Raw genomic sequence first — 18,031 nt, 5'->3', positions numbered from 1 at the left:
TTGTTTATGGTTTCTTGATATGCATGGAATTCTTTGGTGGTTTAGCGTTTCTCGAAGATGAGAAAAGCTGTTCGCTCTGCCTTTGCACGGTCCAGATGAGCGTATCCAATTTCCGCTCCATCCGGTAAACAAGAAAAAAGGCAAGTGCGACAGCCGCTCCCTGGTCTCCGGCCAGCTGTATCCATTCCTCCATGAAAAATCCTCCTTTATAAAGAATCCCCCAGCCGAAGAGGCTGAGGGCATCGGATTAATTGGTTTCCCAGATAGTGTCTACGTTTCGTTCTACGACTCTTGCGTACACTTTTTTAGTGACAATGCCATCACTTGTGAAAACGGCTTCCTTAGCAATAATGGTGTCCATTAAGGCCTCTACTGCCATTTCATCCACCGGTTCTGCCGGCTCTTCGATAGAAAGAGTAGTAGCTTTGCCGAAATCACTTTCAAAACGCAGCTGCAGTTGTTTGCTCATCATCTTCACCTCCTGTGCTTAAAATCACTTCCGGTTTTACAACGGGGCCGGGGCCTGCATGTTGTACTCATTGTTGCGCTGTACGCTTTGCACGACGTGAGGCTGGAGAGCAGCAATACCATCCGCGATTTCCTGCAGGTCATCGTCTGAAATTTCAGGGTTTATGTTGCGGAATGTTTTTCGCTTGTATTCGCCGCTGCCGTCTTCGCCGGGGCCTAAATAAAACTCAAAAGAAAGATCGGTTTTTGTTAGTTGAGCCATGTGTCTCACCTCCTTTCACCGTATATATTGACGGGCCGAAGCAAAAGGGGGGAGGGGGGCTGTGTTTATTTTATGGAGGTTATGGGAATATCACCATGGAATGTTAATCGAAGGAGGATTTACAATGAACGTACTTGTAATTGGGGCAAACGGAAAAATTGCACGCCACCTGGTGGAGGAATTGAAGGAAACGGATCACCATGTAACGGCGTTAATTAGAAAAGAAGAACAATCAGAAGAACTGAAGAGCCTTGGAGCGGACGAAACGCTAGTCCGTGATCTGGAAGGAGATATTTCCGATGCGTTTGCCGGCAAAGATGCAGCCGTCTTTGCTGCTGGGTCAGGCGGCCATACAGGACCGGATAAAACCACCATTATTGACTTGTGGGGTTCGAGAAAATCGGTAGAAGCCTCCAAGGCCCACGGGGTGAAACGCTTCATCCAGGTAAGTTCGATGAATACGGATGAGCCGGAGAACGGTCCGGAAAAAATGCGTCATTACTTTATTGCTAAACGCGTAGCCGATGACTACCTTGAAGAAAGCGGCCTTGACTACACCATTGTACGGCCGGGAGTGCTCACAAACGATGACCCGAGCGGAACCGTACAGTTAAAACAAAAACTGAATGAAAAAGGCGAAATTCCACGTGCCGATGTGGCAAAAGTAATCGCAGCATCTCTGGACACGCCTGGTACTATCCGCAAAAAGTTTGATCTGATCAGCGGCGACCAGGAAATTATTGCAGCACTCAACGAATTATAAGAAGGAAAGCAAACAGCCGGCCCTGCACAGCCGGCTGTTTTTACATAATGACCGTAGGAGGGAGAGCAGCCATGATGAACAGTTCAGGCCCCCGGATTTCTGGAGGAGCCCTATGGTTAAACTTTTTCCTGCTGTTTGCAGTTGGTATTGTTATCATTGCTGCTGTGTTTCAGGGGGAGACTTTAATGTACATAAGCAGCCTGTTTCCCTTTAATACGGCTGCTGCCGATAGTTTCACCGGAGCCTGCACGGGAATAGCGGCAGGGTTTTTCACCTGGGGGGCATACAAAAAGCAGTGGTTTTCCGTGCCGGACAATACATATACTGATCTCTTAAAAGAACTGATCCGCCGACGGGGGAGCTTTTGGGCCGTAACAGCCGGAGCGGCGGTGTCAGAAGAAATATTGTTTCGGGCAGCAGTGCTCGGAACACTGGTGCTTGTACTGCCGGATATCTTTGCTTTATGCGTTACTTCATTTATTTTCATGCTGGTGCATGTGCCTCAATACGCCGGCCAACAGCTGATTCATGCGTGGATTTTTGCCCTGGGCCTTCTGCTCGGCGGCCTGCTTTTATGGCAGGGAACGCTGTGGGGAGCTGCGGCTGCCCATGCCGGATACAATGCGGTTTCCTTTCTTATTTGGAAACGAAGTGAAGCCGTTGAGGAATAAAAATTCTGAGCCGGAGGACCAGAAACGTCAGTAGCTTTTGCCGGCCTGGTGACGATCCAGGCGGAGCTGTGCTTTCCCTTGCTCTTCCGAAGAGACGAGATAATAGCTTATCCCATTCTCTTCAGCAGAAACTCCCTGAATTTCAGTCGTCTGGATCTGGGTGAGGGCAGGCGTATAGTGATAAGAAAAGCTGCGGATATCCCGGAAAGTCATATCCATGTGTATGTGGTCACCGAGGGCGTAAAGCAGTTCTTCCGCTTTTTGAAGAGTCGCCGGACTCTTTGCTTTTTCAAGCAGCGCTTCGAGGACCTGCTGCTGGCGGAGATTCCGTCCCAGGTCCCCCCTCGGGTCCTGCTTGCGCATACGGACGTAGTATAAGGCCTGATCGCCATTTAATTGGAGATTTCCCTTCGTGTAGGTGAAAGGGTCTCCTTCGTCCTTGACGAATTCCAAATCGTTTTGCACTGTAACCCCGCCGTAAGCATCAACCACCTCCCGGAATCCTTTCATATCAGCTTCTACGGTAAAATCGATGGGGGTGTCGAGAAACTCTTCCGCTGTTTTCTTTAGTAAAGGCATCCCTGCATATCTGTAGGCATGATTTATTTTATCCGTACCGTCTCTTCCTGGAATGGAGACCTTAGTATCTCTTGGAATATTAAACAGCAGCGTGGATTCGTTACCGGAATGGATAGAGATAATCATAATTACATCAGCGCGGGAAGCTGTTTCTTCTTTATCTGTACCCGCTATCAGAATAATCTGTGGTCCGGAAACAGTAGAAGAATCCTCGGGAGCGGTTTCCAGGGTGATTTTCTCTTTTTGGCCGGCAGTGATAGTGTAATAATAGTAAAAGAGACCGCCGAGAGATAAGAAGCATGTGAGCAGGAAAGTGATCATAAAAAACAAGTATACGTTTCGCATAGTTGGACATCCTGTCTGTAAAAGTCAAAATCTCTATTTTTATATCGGCAGAAAAGGGAATATATCCAGTAGAAAAGGGTGCTCCCTGCGTTGACAAACAAAGAGCGTAACGTTATATTCAACGTTACTGCTATTTATAATCTCGTTAGGTGAGGCTCCTGTGTAGATATAAGCTTCTGCCCAAAAATGTCTAAAGACGCCAATGGGTCAACAGAATCCATCGAATTAAGGTGTTTTCTAATGAAGCTGGATAATACATTCCTACGCTATGCAGTGCTAAAGCTCGACGAAAGGGAACAGAACGGGCATATACGATGACTGGCTGATTATGCACGTCTTCCCAACGGTGGAAGGCGTTTTTTGTTTGAAATAAGTGTCAGGCGGAAGAAGTACAGCTGCCTGGCCTGGAGAGGAGGAAAAAGGATGGAGAAATTAAACGAACAGGCACGGGAAGAGTTCGTGGAATTAATAGCGAAGTCTCTGCAGCAGGAGCGCATGGAAGCGTTTCGTGAATTATTTTTGGATTTGCACCCTGCGGATCAGGCAGAAGTTTTTCTGGAGCTTGATGAAGAACGGGCAGTGGTTTACGAGTTTTTGTCTCCGGAAGAATTCGCTGAAGTATTTGACAGCTTTGAACCCGAAGTGCAAAAAGAAGTAGCCCTGCAGCTGAACGATCAGTATGCTGCTGAAGTATACAACAATATGTATGCAGATGATGTTGCCGACTTTCTGGGAGAGCTTGAGCCGAGGCAGATGACACATATTCTGCAGGCAATGGATCAGGAGGACGCCAACGACGTCCGGGAGCTTTTGGCCTATGAAGATAAAACGGCCGGGGCCATCATGACAAAAGAATTTGTTTCTATCAAAGCAACGGATACAATCGATGAAGTGATTGATCACCTCCGGCGGGAGGGCCCGGACGCAGAAACGATCTATTATCTGTACGTAGTGGATGAAGAGGAGAAACTGGCTGGTGTTGCTTCGATCCGCGACTTGATTGTAGCGGACTCAGACCGTACTGTTTCTGAGGTAATGAGCAGCCGGGTCGTGTCTGTCCATGTAGAGGATGATCAGGAAGAGGTCGCCCAGCTGATACAGAAGTATGATTTTCTGGCAACGCCTGTTATAGACAGTGAAGGAAGGCTCGCGGGAATTGTAACCGTGGATGATGCACTCGATGTGCTTGCAGAAGAAGCGTCGGAAGACATTGGAGAAATCTCCGGGTCCCGTGGTTCCACAGATGTGAGCGTAAATGCATTTAAAGCAGCGAGACTCCGTGCTCCCTGGATTATTCTGCTGATGTTTTTAGGACTGTTTACAGCCCAGGTAATCGGCTGGTTTGAAAGTACCCTCGAAAGTGTCGTTCTGCTTGCAGCGTTTATCCCGATGATTATGGGATCGGCCGGAAACACGGGCACGCAGTCGCTTGCTGTATCCGTACGTGCGCTTGCAACGGGAAACATTGAACGAAAAGGGCTGTGGCGTACGATCAGCCGGGAATTTTCCACAGGCATCATGATTGGGGTAGCCTCAGGCATTGTGATTACGATCTTATTGTATCTTTTTTACGGCGAGCCCCTGATAGGAGTAATTGTCGGCTTTTCCATCATGATTTCACTTGGGATGGCGAGTGTTATCGGTACGCTTGTGCCGCTTGTAATCAACAAACTGAAGCTCGACCCTGCCATTGCTTCAGGACCGTTCATTACAACGCTCACTGATATTATCAGCCTGCTGATTTATTTCACGGTAGCTTCGTCGCTTATCCAGAGCATTTAAGGACGGTTTTTTCTAAAAAGAATAGTGAAAGGAGGAGACGTTGTCTCTTCTTTTTTTGTGGGCAGTTAATTAGATTAACATTTACAGGGTGTGATAAACTATCACTATCCTGGATGAAAAGGAGCGAGGGCTTTGCAGTTAACAACCTATACGGATTATGCATTACGGATGGTAATGTACCTGGCCGCTCATGATGAAGACGAGTCTCTGCATAGTATTAAGCAAATATCGACTGCATACTCCATTTCGTACAACCATCTGACTAAGGTTGGGCATGAGCTGTCGAAGCTTGGCGTCATTCACACGGTGAAAGGCAGGAACGGAGGAATTCGTTTGGCCAAAGAACCGGAGGAAATCAACATTGGCTGGCTTGTAAGGCAGACAGAAGATAATCTGACGCTTGTGGAATGCTTTGATCCGGAATCGAACCAGTGCATTTTAGCAGGCAGATGCCGACTCCAGGGTGTTTTGGGAGAGGCTCTGAAAGCGTATTTGTCGGTGCTCGATAAGTATACGGTCAAAGACATCACAGCGAACAAGGAAATGCTTCATGGCCTGTTTGCAGCTTCAACGGCAAAAAATCAGCCGCCGATTTCTTTTTCTTAAGAAAAGATATCATCGTGCTTGCCCCGGTCACGGTGACATTCGTTAATCATCCAGGAAACCAATTATACATAATAAAGCAGCAGCCCTGTTGATATGGGGATGCTGCTTCTTTTCATAATCTAAAGGTTAGTTTGTCTCTTCAAACCGCCGCAGGTCGTTATTGTGGCCGATAGCAATAAGCACGTCTTCTTTGTATAGGCGGTCCTGGGCTGTTGGAGATATATTAACCTCTTTGCCGCGGCGGATGCCCAGAATGGTAACGCCAAATTTGGCCCGGATGTCAAGTTGGGCCAGGGTTTTTTTATGCATGGACGCCGGGACGGTAATTTCTATAATGGAATACTCTGCGGAGAGTTCAATATAGTCGATGACACGGTCGGAAACGAGATGTTGGGCAATACGGTTACCCATGTCATGCTCCGGGTGGATAATCTTATCTGCTCCGATTTTATCGAGAACTTTATGGTGGTGAAAATTCTGTGCTTTTACCCAGACCGAAGGGATATCCATCTCCTTTAGTAAGAGAGTGCACAAAATGCTTGCCTGGAGATCATCACCAATAGCGACAATCACGTGATCAAAATTTGTAATCCCCAGGTTTCTTAGCTCTTTCTCATCTGTACCATCGGCGACGGCACTGTACGTAGAATGATTGGTAATGTCGTCGAGTTTTTCTTCATTGTTGTCAATGGCCAGCACGTCATGACCGAGCTTGTACAATTCTGTACTGACGCTGACACCGAACCGCCCGAGACCGATAATGGCAAATTGTTTTTTCACACGGCTTTCTCCTTTTTCCGAAGCTTGGGGTCATTTTCCTGTAATTGTACCGTTAATGTACCGCCGCCGCCATGATTTGTCAAACAGAAGCCGGATGCAGGACATCGTCATCTGTTAAAGCGGAACGGCCGGAGAAATAAAGATGAAGACAGCGCTCTGTCTGCTTTTTTAAATTGGCATTTAAATGGGAGGTACGCCCCGAGCCGCTGTTATAATAGTACACGTAATGCGTGAAAACACCATCATTTTCTTCAAAAACGATCTGCATATTCTTTTTTTGCATGTAGAGTCGCAGCTGATAGAGGTCGTACTGAAGAGCATCGAAAGCCTGTTGAAATAAGCGTTCATAGGGTCCCTGCAGACGTACGCCAGAAGATTTAAGCGCCTGGGTATCGAGTGCCAGTACTTTTTTCACGATAGGAAGGAGGACAGCATAATGGATAACGATATGCTCTTTCTCGGTCATCACCATTTCTGTTCTCTCCTTCCGTTATATGATTAAATCCATTATACGAATATACGTTCCCTTTTTTCAACAAAATTTTTCGTTTACGCTGAATTTTTTCAATTGTATAACTCGAATTTTTGCAGGAAATGGTCTATAATGAAATTATGTAAGCGGATACATTATTTTTTTATTCTTCCCGGAGTTGTCGGACAATTAGTTTTACTGGCGTTAAAGGTGGGTATAGTGCAGTACACACAAAAGTTACTGGCAATCAATAGAGAGGCATTGGGAGGCCATGCGCGCGTCGCCCGCTTCAAAAAAGATCAGCGCCCGGTGGGTGCTGCAATAAGAACAGGGGGTTCGACGAATATGTTACATCCAACTCATGAGCAGCATTTTATGAAAAAAGTGAAACCAATTCAAAATGGAAGAAGACCTTCAAGGCAGATTCTTCAGTCTCTATATGCTCAAATGATGATGGAGTACGCTGTGTTTGAATTTAACAGAGAGCGGCTTCTGCGCAAAATTGATGACTCCCTGGATATGCATGATGAAAAAGCTTTTAAGGAATGGACAGAAGCTTATAAAGAATTGATGAGCGAATACAAAGACGGCAAAGTATTATTCGAACAAGGCTATAAATTAGAGCTGGAATTTGAATAAAGGTTTATACAAGCACCCCTTGGGTTCCGCCTGAGGGGTGCTTTTTCATGTCATAATAAATCTGTAAAAATAATCTCCGGTCTTCGCGGTGTTGGCGTTTTTCCTTATTGTTCTTTATACTGGGAAAGAAAAGAAACGCGAAGGAGGAAGAGCTGGTGATACTTTCCGACCAAACAATCCGCTCAATGATGGAACAGGGCGATCTTAGTATCGATCCATTAGAGGACCATCAGATCCAGCCGGCATCGGTGGACATCCGTCTGGGTACTCACTTTCTAAAAATCGACGAGAACGCTATCGAGTCCATTCAACTGGACCGGCCCGCTAAGTATGTCGAATTTGAAAGCGATCAGGTGATTATTCCCCCGCATTCGTTTCTGCTTGCGACCACAAAGGAATACATCAGACTCCCCCAGCATATTACCGCCTTTGTGGAAGGAAGAAGCTCTATCGGGCGAATGGGTCTCTTTATTCAAAATGCCGGCTGGGTGGACCCGGGATTTGAAGGAGAAATTACGCTTGAGCTTTATAACGCCAACCGGCTGCCTATTCGTTTAACGTCTGGAAGGCGGCTCGCACAACTCGTTTTTGCGGAGATGGATCAAAAAGCCGGCGTCCCTTATGCGGGCAAATACCAGGGGCAGCGCAATGCCATGGGAAGTCACGCCTTTTTGGATCAAGAAAATGAATAAAACTGCGTGGCCCATACATAGTTGAAATGAAAAATAACGATTCAAAAGACTCGTGACCTTTACTGTTCACGGGTTTTTTCGAGGTAAGCGTGAGCAGAGGCACAGGCGGAAAAAGATGTTATAATGGGAGCGCTGTGAAATGTTTTGGTGGAAAGAAGGAATAACAATTGGGTTTTCAAAATGATAAAGCGGTCGTTGTTTTTAGTGGAGGCCAGGACAGTACTACTTGTTTGTTCTGGGCACTGGAACAATTTGAAGAGGTTATTGCCGTAACTTTTTCTTACGGACAGCGGCACGATGAAGAAATAGAAGTAGCCAAACGAATTGCTGAGGATATAAATATTGAGCATCATGTGCTGGATATGGGGCTTTTAAGCCAGCTGGCACCGAACGCGCTGACTCGCGATGATATTGAAGTGGAGGCAGGAGAAGACGGGGAGCTTCCTTCTACGTTTGTAGAGGGGAGGAATCTGTTGTTCTTTTCCTTTGCCACGATTCTTGCTTCACAGAAAAAGGCAAAACACATAGTGACAGGTGTATGTGAGACGGATTACAGCGGATACCCGGACTGCCGGGATGTATTTGTGAAATCATTGAATGTGTCACTAAATCTGGCTATTGGAAAAGAGTTTGTGCTGCATACACCTTTAATGTGGCTCGATAAAAAAGAAACCTGGGAGCTTGCCGACCGACTCGGAAGGCTTGAATATGTGAAAGATGAAACGCTCACCTGTTATCACGGCATACCGGGGGACGGCTGCGGGGAATGCCCAGCCTGTAAACTGCGCCGTGCAGGCTACGAGCAATATATGGAACAAAAAGAAAGGAAAGAATTATGATTTATTCGTATTATCCACAGTGGCCGCACAACTACCGGTACGAATTAAACAAGGATATGCATTTAAGTGCGGCACACTATATTCCTTCGGAAGATGCGGGAAAGTGCCGCCGGGTTCATGGACACACCTATACAATCAACGTCACAGTTGTTGGCGATGAATTGAACCGGAACGGGTTTTTAATTGATTTTACCGTTTTGAAAAAGTGGATCCATAAACGCTATGACCACACTCTGCTGAATGATCATCCGGAGTTTGCCAGTGAAGAAACCGAGGCTGCTTATCCGACGACGGAAGTAGTCGCACAGGTGATCTGGAAAACAGTGCAGCAGAAGCTCGATGAAACGTCGAATAAACCTAAATGCCTGCAGGTACTCGTCAGGGAGACTCCGACAAGCTATGCGGTGTTCCGGCCCAAAGAGGGGGACTTTGCCTAAATGAAACCAACACCTGTACTGGAAATATTCGGTCCGACCATCCAGGGCGAAGGCATGGTTATTGGGCGGAAAACAATGTTTGTACGCACCGGCGGCTGTGACTACCGGTGCTCCTGGTGTGATTCCGCCTTTACATGGGATGGATCACAAAAAGCTGTAGCGATGAGTGCGGAAGCTATTTATGAAAAATTAAAAGAAGCCGGGGGCAGAAGCTTTAACCATGTCACGATTTCCGGAGGCAACCCGGCTATGCATCCCGGTCTTGGAGAACTTGTAGCGCTTTTGCAGGAGCAGGGTATCGAAACAGCGATTGAGACGCAGGGCTCGATCTGGAATGACTGGGTGAAGGAAATCGATGAGGTAACAGTTTCCCCGAAGCCGCCGAGTTCGCTGATGAAAACGGATTGGTCCAGGCTGGATTATTATATGGAAGAACTGCGTCCGCGCAAAGAAAAAGAAGTCAGTCTGAAGGTAGTCGTTTTTGATGAAAGCGATCTGAATTACGCGATGGAAGTACATGAGCGTTATCCTGCCGTAACAATGTACCTGCAGGTGGGAAATGACGATACCGTAACGCCGCAGGTAGAGAAACTGAGAGATCATCTGCTTGCAAAATACGAATGGCTTACAGAAAAAGTCCTGCAGGAAGAGCGTTTAAACGGGGTGCGGGTTCTGCCGCAGCTGCACACGCTTCTCTGGGGGAACAAACAAGGGGTATAAGGAGGAAAAAGACATGCCGGAAAGAGAAGATATTGAACAATTAGATCAGCTGGGAAGCGAGAAAACGGCGTATACATTTGAATATGATCCTTCTCTGCTTGAAGTATTTGAAAACACCCACCCATACCGGGATTACTTCGTGAAATTTAACTGTCCGGAGTTTACGACCCTCTGTCCGAAAACAGGGCAGCCGGATTTTGGCACGCTGTATATCAGCTACATCCCGGACGAAAAAATGGTGGAAAGCAAAGCGCTGAAATTGTATTTGTTCAGCTTCCGAAATCACGGAGGTTTTCATGAAGATTCGATCAATACGATTGTAAACGACCTGGTAGAGTTGATGGACCCCCGTTATCTGGAGATATGGGGTAAATTTACCCCGCGCGGCGGTATTTCGATTGATCCATTCGTAAACTACGGAAGAGCCGGAAGCAAATACGAGCAGTTAGCAGAAAACCGGCTGTTTCAGCATGATTTGTATCCTGAGCCGATAGACAACCGCTAAGCCTTTCCCGATAGGGAGAGGCTTTTTCTATAGGGGAAAAGGGACAAGAGGGCCAAAGGTTTGAAGTAAATAAGAAGAGGGGTAGAGAACTAAGAAATTGTGAAAATTTGTGAAAACGGGAGGGACGGGCACGATGGGGAATCAAACAGCGGGAAATAAAGTAGTGGAAATACTTAAGGAATGGGGCGTAAGCCATCTGTATGGCATGCCGGGGGATTCCATCAATGAATTGATGGAAGAATTGCGAAAAGATGAAGACGGTCTGGAATATATCCAGATTCGTCATGAAGAGACAGGGGCCCTTGCTGCTGCCGCTTATGCGAAGCTGACGGGGAGACTGGGCGTTTGTTCTTCGATTGCCGGGCCTGGAGGGGTTCACTTATTAAACGGCCTGTATGATGCGAAAAGAGATAAAGTGCCGGTACTTGCTCTGGTCGGACAGGTGGACACGACGATCCTCGGCACAGATAATTTTCAGGAAATCCAGCTGAATCAGATGTTTGCTGACGTCAGTGTATTTAATGAACGCGTCCAGAGTGCCGAACAGCTCCCGGACATGCTGCATCAGGCGATACGTACTGCCTACACAGAAAAAGGAGTCTCTGTACTCGTTATCCCGGATGATATTTCGGCTGCGGAAATCAAACGTGAAGCCCCGATATCTTCCGGCGTGTTTGCGAGGCCGAAGGTCCGCCCGGAGAAGGAAGATATGGTGGAGGCTGCCAGGCTGCTGCACGGGGCGCAGAAGCCGGTGATTCTGGCGGGGAAAGGGGCCAGGTACAGCACTGATGAACTGCTGGCATTTGCTGAACATATTCAGGCACCATTAGTATCTACGCTGCTTGCAAAGGGTGTCGTTCCGGATGAGCATGAGCACAGCCTGGGACAGAACGGCCAGATTGGCACAACACCGTCATACGAAGCAGTGCAGGAAGCCGATTTGTTAATACTTGCAGGCACCTCTTTTCCTTACCGTGATTTTATGCCGAAAAACACCAAGGCAATTCAAATTGATGTTGACCCCAGAGTGATAGGGAAATACTATCCTGTAACGGTAGGTTTAGTCTCTGAACTCGGGACTGTGCTTCAGTGGTATACAGAAAATCTCGAACGCCGGGAGCCTTCTGCCTTTATGCAGAAATATAAAGAAAAAAGAAAAGATTGGTGGAACGAACTCGAAAAAGATATGACAGAAGAGACAGACAGGCTGCAGCCTCCGCAGGTGATTCATGAAGTGCAGCAGTTTTTGGAGGAAGACGCCGTAGTGTCTGTCGATGTTGGAAATGTCACCGTATGGGCTACGCGTTATTTAAAGCTGAAAAAACAGGAGTTTGTAATCTCCGGGTGGATGGCTACGATGGGATGCGGCCTGCCTGGCGCGATTGCCGCAAAAGCGGCCTGGCCTGAAAAGCAGGCGGTCATGCTTGCGGGGGATGGTGGTTTTGCTATGGGGATGCAGGATTTTGCCACTGCTGTAAAGTACCAGCTTCCGATGATTTGTGTCGTATTTAATAACGAAAAGATTGGAATGATTGAATACGAGCAGCAGCAGATGGGCCATCTGGACACGGAAACAGACATTAGCGGTATTGATTTTGCGGCATTTGCCAAAGCTTGCGGCGGTGAAGGCTACAGGATCAGAACTAAAACTGAGCTGCATGAGGCGCTGCAAAAAGCAGTGCTTGCCACCAGACCGGTAGTTATTGATTGCGTCGTGGATATGCAGCCGCCGCTTCCGGGGCGGATTTCTTATCAGCAGGCGGTGCATTACAGCGAATTTATTATTAAAAATGTTTTTGAACGTGGAGAACTTTCGCTGCCACCGCTGAAAAAAGGATGGAAACGAATAAAAAAATAAAAGAAAAACCAGCTGATTTTATTCATCAGCTGGTTTTTGCATTGATTGATGCTGCATACTTGCTGCACCTTTGATACGGGCTTCCAGACGGATATTATCGAGTTTGCCGTGAAGCAGTTCATACCGGACCTTTCCGGATTCATACAGCTTGTCGGAACGGGCTTTTGCTTTCCCTTTCACCCGCGCAGGCGTCTGCTGAACACTTTCTGCTCCGGAAGATACTTTGCGGCGGTATTCTTTCCCGCTCTTCGGAGCAGTGAGCAGACTGGTAAGCACTGATATAGCATACCCAGCAGCAACTCCCGACCAGAGGCTTTTTTTATGCATTTCCTGTATTCTCCTCTTTCCAGTCCTTAATGGCCTGGCGCTTCTGGTACATATAGTATCCTAAAGCAAGGCTGCCGTAAAGGCCGCCAAGAGCCTGCTCATTCACTTTGCCTTTGCCTTCGGTGGAACTCCTTTTCATGCCTGCTGTCATATCCACAAGGCTTGAAGTGAGCTTTCTGGAAGCTTCTCCGGCATCACCAACAATGTAAAACAGCGGACTCAACGAGTGGAGCTTTTCATTTACATCCAGAATCGTTTCGTTGCTGTTATGTAAAATCAGCTCCGATTGATTCATCACCTGATCAAGTTGTTCCGGCAGTTTGTCTACTGTTTCATTCACCCCATTCAATGTTTTAGTGAGGTTGCTTAAGACGCGTGCTAAGAAAATAACTAATACTGCAAAAGCTACCGCGATGATTAGTAGAGCTATGCCACCGATCATATCCATGATTCACCATTCCTCCTTGCAATAAATGCGATTAATCCTACAGCCTAATAAATGGTACCATGATTCATGGCAGAGCACCAGGGCGTGCGGACCATATAATAGTGTCTAACTCTCTCGTACCCTGCTTTTTGGAGGCCTAAACAGATTCTCTTATAAATTTCCGGAAAGAAATCAGGATTCGGGGAAATTGAAGGGATGGGTTCTGAAGAAAATCCTGTTTTTGTATGTATATAATATGGGAAGAGAAAGATAACAAAAATAACGAGGAGGAAAAAAACATGCCCTGGACAATGAATGACTATCCTTCATCTCTAAAGAACTTAGACAGACCGGTGAAGAAGAAAGCGATTGATATAGCCAATTCGATGCTTGACGACGGATACGATGAAGGCCGTGCAATTCCAATCGCGACTGAACAGGCAAAAGAATGGTACAGCAATGCTTCTAAACAAGAAGTGAACGAATTCATGGAGGAGGAAGATCCTAAATCCCGTGATGGCGGAAAAAGCAGTTCAGATCCGGAACTGATGGAAAAAGCAGAGCTGGTAGAAGCTCATGAAGATGGATGGGCTGTACGGGCAAAAAGTGCGAAAAAACCGGATGTTGTCTATGACAGCAAATCAGAGGCTGTCGAACGTGCAAAAGAAGTGGCAGAAAAGAAAGGGACAGAAGCCATTATTTACAAAAAAGATGGAACAGTGGAAAAAAGACATTCCTATTAAATAAAAGAGGAGCAGCTGCCTAAGGCGCAGCTGCTCTGTTCAATGGTCTTAGGAAACAGGACAGCTGACAGGGTTTTTTACCCGACAGCTGTCTTTATACAAATTATTAAAAAAAGAAATCCGTGAGTTACTGGACGTCTTCAGCCAGTCGTTCCACTTCTTTTGCAGCGTTAAAGTCTTTTTCGGTAACGCCGCCCTGATCTACAGTGGTGAATGAAATAGTAACCTGAGTGTGATCAATGGTGATTTTAGGATGGTGCTGCACATTTTCTGCATGAGCTGCCACCTCTTTAACAAACTCAATACCATCCAGGTAATTAGAAAATTTATATTCTCGTACAATGGCCCTGTCTTCATTGTTATCCCAGTTTGGCAGGTTTTTCAGTTCGTTTTGAATTTCTTCTGCAGACATGATCATTGTTCCACATTCCTTTCTTTATTGATGATTTTTTCTCTCCCGCCGCAAAGGGAGAGTAGTGCACCTGAAGGAGCCCCCGGATTTTATAATTTCATCGTAGGGCACTTCATGAACTATGAATCCGTATTCCCTTAATTGCTTGTTAACATGCGTATTTTCCGGGAGCGATATAACATGGCGGCGGCCCAGGGAGAATACATTTGTGCCCAGCCGGCTCTGTTCCTCTTCCGGCACGGAAATAATATTAAAAAACTGTTTGACTGTTTCCAGGCTCTCTGTTTCAAAGGCCGGTTCATAGGCAATAGCAGTAGAGCTGTCCAAAATATTAAAAATACAGTCCAGATGCAGATGACGGTTATCGAAATGTACCGGTATAATCTGCTTATTAGGGCAGGCCCTCTGAAGTTCGTCGAGGCCTTCTTTAGAGGTCCGGGAGCTCTGGCCGATAAAAAGAAGCTTCTCCGAAAGCATAACGTCCCCGCCTTCGATGGTACCGCTTTTTAAATGGCTGCACGGCCCGTAACGCTGTTCATACCAGTCTGCTAACGCCATGGTTTCTGCCGAACGAATAGAAGTACCCATATTTGATAAAATCAATTGATCATCAATCACAAACCCAATGTCGCGGGTGAAGACCTGCTCGGGGAGAGAAGCGGAAGCGGGAAGAAAATGCACAGCAGCCCCGAATTCCTGAATGACAGCCGTGAGCTGTTTATGCTGAAATACTGCTTTTTCTATATCAATATTGGCGGAAGCGTGCTGCTTCTGCATTTCATTTATTACTTCTTTAATAGCCATATGCCTGGGTTCGCACATGATAACGTCCGCTAAAACAGAATATTCATCTTCAACATACGCAGTTATAGTGTTGGTCAAAAGAACCCGCCCCTTTTCTCTTTAAACATACATTATACCAGACAAAACGACGGGAATTATGTATGCTTAACGGAAAGAAAAGAAAAGTTTTAAAAAAATTGTTGAGAAGAATTGACAAAAGGAATAAAATGAAGGGTAGTATAATTATGAAAAATCCTTACATATCAAGGGTTTTCGAGATAGATCGTCAGCGGGGCCGGAGAGCAGCCGCTGGTTGTTTACAGAAAGAGAGGCACGAAGTATGTTTAAACGAATATTAATAGCCAACCGCGGCGAGATCGCAGTTCGCATTATAAGAGCCTGCCGGGAACTTGGGATTGAAACTGTAGCCGTATATTCAGAAGCAGATAAAGACGCCCTGCATGTTCACATGGCAGACGAAGCTTACTGTGTGGGACCGTACGCTTCCTCAGAGAGCTACTTAAAGATGACTAATTTAATTTCCACTGCTTTAAAAACAGGAGCTGAGGCGATCCACCCAGGATACGGTTTTTTAGCAGAAAACGCTGAATTTGCCGAGATCTGTGCTGATCACGACATTACGTTTATCGGTCCTTCACCGGAAGCTATCCGCCGGATGGGAACGAAGGACGTGGCAAGAGAAACGATGAGAGATGCAGGGGTGCCGGTTGTGCCGGGAAGCAATGGATTGCTTGATGAAAATACGGACGTTCATGCACTCGCAGAAGATATCGGTTACCCTGTGATGATCAAGGCTACTGCCGGCGGGGGCGGAAAAGGAATGCGGGCAGCTCACACCGCTGAAGACCTGCAGAAATGCATCCAGATGGCCCGCCAGGAAGCTGAGAGCTCCTTTGGAGACGCCGGAGTTTATATGGAAAAGCTGGTCGTGGAGCCAAGGCATATTGAAATTCAGGTTATGGCAGACAGTCATGGAAACGTTATCCATTTAGGGGAAAGAGACTGTTCGATCCAAAGGCGCCACCAAAAGCTTGTGGAAGAGGCCCCGTCACCGGCTCTCGATGAAGAGACGAGAAAGGCGATGGGGGAGGCGGCCGTTCAGGCCGCAAAAGCAGTTGATTACTGCGGGGCAGGTACAGTGGAATTCCTTTTGGATGCCCATAAAAAGTTTTATTTTATGGAGATGAATACGAGAATTCAAGTTGAGCACCCCGTGACAGAAGAAGTGACTGGTGTTGATTTAATCAAAGAACAAATTTACGCAGCTGCCGGCCATGAACTGCAGGTAAAGCAGGAGGAGATTGAAATTGAAGGATGGGCGATGGAATGCAGAATCAATGCAGAAAGTCCGGCAAAAAATTTCAGGCCTTCTCCGGGGAAACTTGAACTTTATCTGCCTCCGGGAGGACTCGGCGTACGGGTGGACAGTGCAATGTATACAGGATTCAAAATTTCTCCCTACTATGATTCAATGGTAGCCAAGCTGATCGTCCGCGGAAAAAACAGGGAAGAAGTGATTGCCCGGATGAAGCGGGCGCTGCTTGAATTCATCGTAGACGGAGTGGATACGACGATCCCGTTTCACTTGAAGCTTTTGAACCATGAAGATTTCATTTCCGGAAACTTTACTACAAACTTTTTGGACACCCATTCTATTATGGAAGAAGAAAGCAGTGTCTAACATATAGGAAGGCGGAAAGATCGATGGCGACCAGATCGACAAAAAAGCGGATTACGGATGCAGCACTGGAGCTGTTTGAAGAATTTGGCTTCCATGCGGTCACCGTCGATCGCATTGTGAAACAAAGCCATACATCCAAAGGCGGTTTTTATCACAATTTCACGTCCAAAGAAGAACTTTTGTACACTATTCATGAATCTTTCATTACCTATGTGCTTACAAAAGCAGACGAAGTACAGTCCAGATACGACACACCGGCTGAACGGCTATATGAAGTGATACGCTCGTTTGTACGTATGTTTGAAGTGTACCGTCCGCATGTAACAGTGTTTTATCAGGAAGGAAAGCATTTGTCTGCAGATTATTTCAAGCGGCTCGAAGCTAAACGGGATGAATACAAAAACACGATGTTTCAATTGGTCGAAGACGGTATTGAAGAAGGAGAGTTCCGAAAGGAGCTTCCGGTGCCTATTACGTCGATGGCGATATTTGGAATGATGAACTGGACATACAAGTGGTACAAATCAAGCGGCCTGTACTCACTTCAGGACATCGCGAACATATTTGGCGATCTGGTGATGAATGCAATCCTTACCGACGAAGCCAGAAAACAGCAAAAGTACCAGCGTTTTTTCTTGAATTCAACGCATGTGTAAGTGTTTATTTTTGAGAGGAGAGAACCCTAATGTATTCTATTGAAGAAATTAAAGAGCTCATTCAGGCGGTGGACGAGTCCTCTGTCGGAGAGCTGGAGATCCGCAACGACATGAAAGAGAAGGTTACTATACGTAAAGAAGCAGCAATGCGCCCCGTGGCAGAGCAGACCGCAGCGCCGGCTCCGCAGCCAGTCGCCCAGCCGGCCCCGCAGCCGTCAGAAACGAAAAAAGAAGAAGGGCCGAAAGACAGCAGGATGAAGGAAGCGGATTCCAATTATTACGAAATTACATCACCGATGGTAGGCACGTTTTACCGTTCACCTTCACCGGAAGCAGGGGCCTATGTGGAAAAGGGGGCGGCGATTAAGCCGGACACAATTGTCTGCATCGTAGAGGCAATGAAGCTGATGAATGAGCTTGAAGCAGAAGTCACTGGAGAAATCGCAGAGATTTTAGTGGAAGACGGAGAGTTAGTAGAATACGGGCAGCCTCTTTTCCGGGTGAACCCTTCATAAAAAATATGCTCCAGTGGCTTCTCAGTCCTGGGGCATATTTATATCTGT

The 18,031-nt window shown here is 46.6% G+C and carries 25 protein-coding genes and 1 riboswitch; of the genes, 15 read left to right on the top strand and 10 right to left on the bottom strand.

Annotated elements, in window-relative coordinates; genetic code table 11:
- Positions 1–4: 4 nt before the first annotated feature.
- The 3 genes from BLV22_RS15060 to BLV22_RS09940 are packed head-to-tail and all read right to left on the bottom strand — an operon-like array spanning position 5 to position 730.
- Positions 5–193, bottom strand: coding sequence for a hypothetical protein (locus BLV22_RS15060; RefSeq protein ID WP_091614647.1), 189 nt, complete (start codon positions 191–193; stop codon positions 5–7).
- 54 nt (positions 194–247) lie between these two features.
- Positions 248–469, bottom strand: a complete 222-nt coding sequence (locus BLV22_RS09945; protein ID WP_091614645.1) for a DUF2922 domain-containing protein — start codon at positions 467–469, stop codon at positions 248–250.
- Positions 470–505: 36 nt separating this feature from the next.
- Entirely contained in the window at positions 506–730 is a 225-nt protein-coding gene (locus tag BLV22_RS09940; protein ID WP_091614642.1) for a DUF1659 domain-containing protein, read from the bottom strand.
- Positions 731–854: 124 nt separating this feature from the next.
- On the opposite strand from BLV22_RS09940, the gene BLV22_RS09935 reads away from it, so the two are divergent.
- Together BLV22_RS09935 and BLV22_RS09930 are read left to right on the top strand one after the other, a co-directional pair.
- Entirely contained in the window at positions 855–1,493 is a 639-nt protein-coding gene (locus BLV22_RS09935) for an SDR family oxidoreductase (RefSeq protein ID WP_091614639.1), read from the top strand.
- 71 nt (positions 1,494–1,564) lie between these two features.
- Complete coding sequence (locus BLV22_RS09930; RefSeq protein WP_176967736.1) at positions 1,565–2,164, top strand: CPBP family glutamic-type intramembrane protease; 600 nt, start codon at positions 1,565–1,567, stop codon at positions 2,162–2,164.
- Between the two features lie 27 nt (positions 2,165–2,191).
- Here the strand turns inward: BLV22_RS09930 and BLV22_RS09925 are convergent, their stop codons facing one another.
- A complete protein-coding gene (locus BLV22_RS09925) occupies positions 2,192–3,088 on the bottom strand; it encodes an LCP family protein (RefSeq protein WP_091614634.1) in 897 nt (298 codons plus the stop codon).
- Positions 3,089–3,222: 134 nt separating this feature from the next.
- Positions 3,223–3,390: riboswitch (M-box (ykoK) riboswitch) on the top strand.
- 121 nt (positions 3,391–3,511) lie between these two features.
- Between BLV22_RS09925 and mgtE the strand changes: the two genes are divergently transcribed.
- Positions 3,512–4,870, top strand: a complete 1,359-nt coding sequence (gene mgtE / locus BLV22_RS09920) for a magnesium transporter (protein ID WP_091614631.1) — start codon at positions 3,512–3,514, stop codon at positions 4,868–4,870.
- A gap of 132 nt (positions 4,871–5,002) precedes the next feature.
- Complete coding sequence (locus tag BLV22_RS09915; RefSeq protein ID WP_091614629.1) at positions 5,003–5,476, top strand: RrF2 family transcriptional regulator; 474 nt, start codon at positions 5,003–5,005, stop codon at positions 5,474–5,476.
- 126 nt (positions 5,477–5,602) lie between these two features.
- Here the strand turns inward: BLV22_RS09915 and BLV22_RS09910 are convergent, their stop codons facing one another.
- The gene (locus BLV22_RS09910) at positions 5,603–6,256 is read right to left on the bottom strand and encodes a potassium channel family protein (RefSeq protein ID WP_091614626.1); all 654 of its coding nucleotides are present in this window, start codon (positions 6,254–6,256) and stop codon (positions 5,603–5,605) included.
- A 79-nt stretch (positions 6,257–6,335) separates the two neighbouring features.
- Complete coding sequence (locus BLV22_RS09905; RefSeq protein WP_091614623.1) at positions 6,336–6,728, bottom strand: YhjD family protein; 393 nt, start codon at positions 6,726–6,728, stop codon at positions 6,336–6,338.
- A gap of 132 nt (positions 6,729–6,860) precedes the next feature.
- Here BLV22_RS09905 and BLV22_RS09900 point away from each other — a divergent pair, with 132 nt between their 5' ends.
- From BLV22_RS09900 to BLV22_RS09870, 7 genes are all read left to right on the top strand, one after another.
- Positions 6,861–7,367, top strand: a complete 507-nt coding sequence (locus tag BLV22_RS09900; RefSeq protein ID WP_091614621.1) for an IDEAL domain-containing protein — start codon at positions 6,861–6,863, stop codon at positions 7,365–7,367.
- Positions 7,368–7,522: 155 nt separating this feature from the next.
- A complete protein-coding gene (gene dcd, locus BLV22_RS09895) occupies positions 7,523–8,059 on the top strand; it encodes a dCTP deaminase (RefSeq protein WP_022793200.1) in 537 nt (178 codons plus the stop codon).
- Between the two features lie 167 nt (positions 8,060–8,226).
- Positions 8,227–8,898 (top strand): 7-cyano-7-deazaguanine synthase QueC, encoded by a 672-nt coding sequence (queC, locus tag BLV22_RS09890; protein WP_091614618.1) that lies wholly within the window; start codon positions 8,227–8,229, stop codon positions 8,896–8,898.
- Complete coding sequence (gene queD / locus BLV22_RS09885) at positions 8,895–9,335, top strand: 6-carboxytetrahydropterin synthase QueD (protein WP_091614615.1); 441 nt, start codon at positions 8,895–8,897, stop codon at positions 9,333–9,335. The genes queC and queD overlap by 4 nt, the downstream gene beginning before the upstream one ends.
- Complete coding sequence (queE, locus tag BLV22_RS09880; protein WP_091614612.1) at positions 9,336–10,055, top strand: 7-carboxy-7-deazaguanine synthase QueE; 720 nt, start codon at positions 9,336–9,338, stop codon at positions 10,053–10,055.
- A gap of 13 nt (positions 10,056–10,068) precedes the next feature.
- Positions 10,069–10,560: a preQ(1) synthase gene (queF, locus tag BLV22_RS09875; protein WP_091614610.1), complete on the top strand. Its 492-nt coding sequence runs from the start codon at positions 10,069–10,071 to the stop codon at positions 10,558–10,560.
- 133 nt (positions 10,561–10,693) lie between these two features.
- Complete coding sequence (locus tag BLV22_RS09870; RefSeq protein ID WP_091614607.1) at positions 10,694–12,418, top strand: pyruvate oxidase; 1,725 nt, start codon at positions 10,694–10,696, stop codon at positions 12,416–12,418.
- Between the two features lie 18 nt (positions 12,419–12,436).
- Here BLV22_RS09870 and BLV22_RS09865 read toward each other — a convergent pair whose 3' ends face one another.
- Complete coding sequence (locus BLV22_RS09865) at positions 12,437–12,745, bottom strand: YtxH domain-containing protein (RefSeq protein ID WP_091614605.1); 309 nt, start codon at positions 12,743–12,745, stop codon at positions 12,437–12,439.
- Positions 12,738–13,193 (bottom strand): DUF948 domain-containing protein, encoded by a 456-nt coding sequence (locus BLV22_RS09860; protein ID WP_022793207.1) that lies wholly within the window; start codon positions 13,191–13,193, stop codon positions 12,738–12,740. Before BLV22_RS09860 ends, BLV22_RS09865 begins: the two co-directional genes overlap by 8 nt.
- A 278-nt stretch (positions 13,194–13,471) precedes the next feature.
- Between BLV22_RS09860 and BLV22_RS09855 the strand changes: the two genes are divergently transcribed.
- Positions 13,472–13,915: a DUF2188 domain-containing protein gene (locus BLV22_RS09855; protein WP_091614945.1), complete on the top strand. Its 444-nt coding sequence runs from the start codon at positions 13,472–13,474 to the stop codon at positions 13,913–13,915.
- Between the two features lie 127 nt (positions 13,916–14,042).
- Here BLV22_RS09855 and BLV22_RS09850 read toward each other — a convergent pair whose 3' ends face one another.
- Both BLV22_RS09850 and BLV22_RS09845 read right to left on the bottom strand, forming a co-directional pair.
- Positions 14,043–14,333 (bottom strand): 4a-hydroxytetrahydrobiopterin dehydratase, encoded by a 291-nt coding sequence (locus tag BLV22_RS09850; protein WP_245724067.1) that lies wholly within the window; start codon positions 14,331–14,333, stop codon positions 14,043–14,045.
- Between the two features lie 18 nt (positions 14,334–14,351).
- Positions 14,352–15,209 (bottom strand): dimethylarginine dimethylaminohydrolase family protein, encoded by an 858-nt coding sequence (locus BLV22_RS09845; protein ID WP_091614602.1) that lies wholly within the window; start codon positions 15,207–15,209, stop codon positions 14,352–14,354.
- Between the two features lie 241 nt (positions 15,210–15,450).
- On the opposite strand from BLV22_RS09845, the gene accC reads away from it, so the two are divergent.
- The 3 genes from accC to accB are packed head-to-tail and all read left to right on the top strand — an operon-like array spanning position 15,451 to position 17,983.
- Entirely contained in the window at positions 15,451–16,812 is a 1,362-nt protein-coding gene (gene accC / locus BLV22_RS09840) for an acetyl-CoA carboxylase biotin carboxylase subunit (RefSeq protein ID WP_091614599.1), read from the top strand.
- A 23-nt stretch (positions 16,813–16,835) separates the two neighbouring features.
- Entirely contained in the window at positions 16,836–17,468 is a 633-nt protein-coding gene (locus BLV22_RS09835) for a TetR/AcrR family transcriptional regulator (RefSeq protein ID WP_091614596.1), read from the top strand.
- Between the two features lie 29 nt (positions 17,469–17,497).
- Positions 17,498–17,983: an acetyl-CoA carboxylase biotin carboxyl carrier protein gene (accB, locus tag BLV22_RS09830; protein ID WP_091614594.1), complete on the top strand. Its 486-nt coding sequence runs from the start codon at positions 17,498–17,500 to the stop codon at positions 17,981–17,983.
- Positions 17,984–18,031 lie beyond the last annotated feature (48 nt).

Source organism: Marinococcus luteus (assembly GCF_900106595.1).
GTDB lineage: Bacteria > Bacillota > Bacilli > Bacillales > Marinococcaceae > Marinococcus > Marinococcus luteus.
Note: the sequence above shows the minus strand (reverse complement) of the source record. Positions and strands in the feature narration are given on the sequence as shown.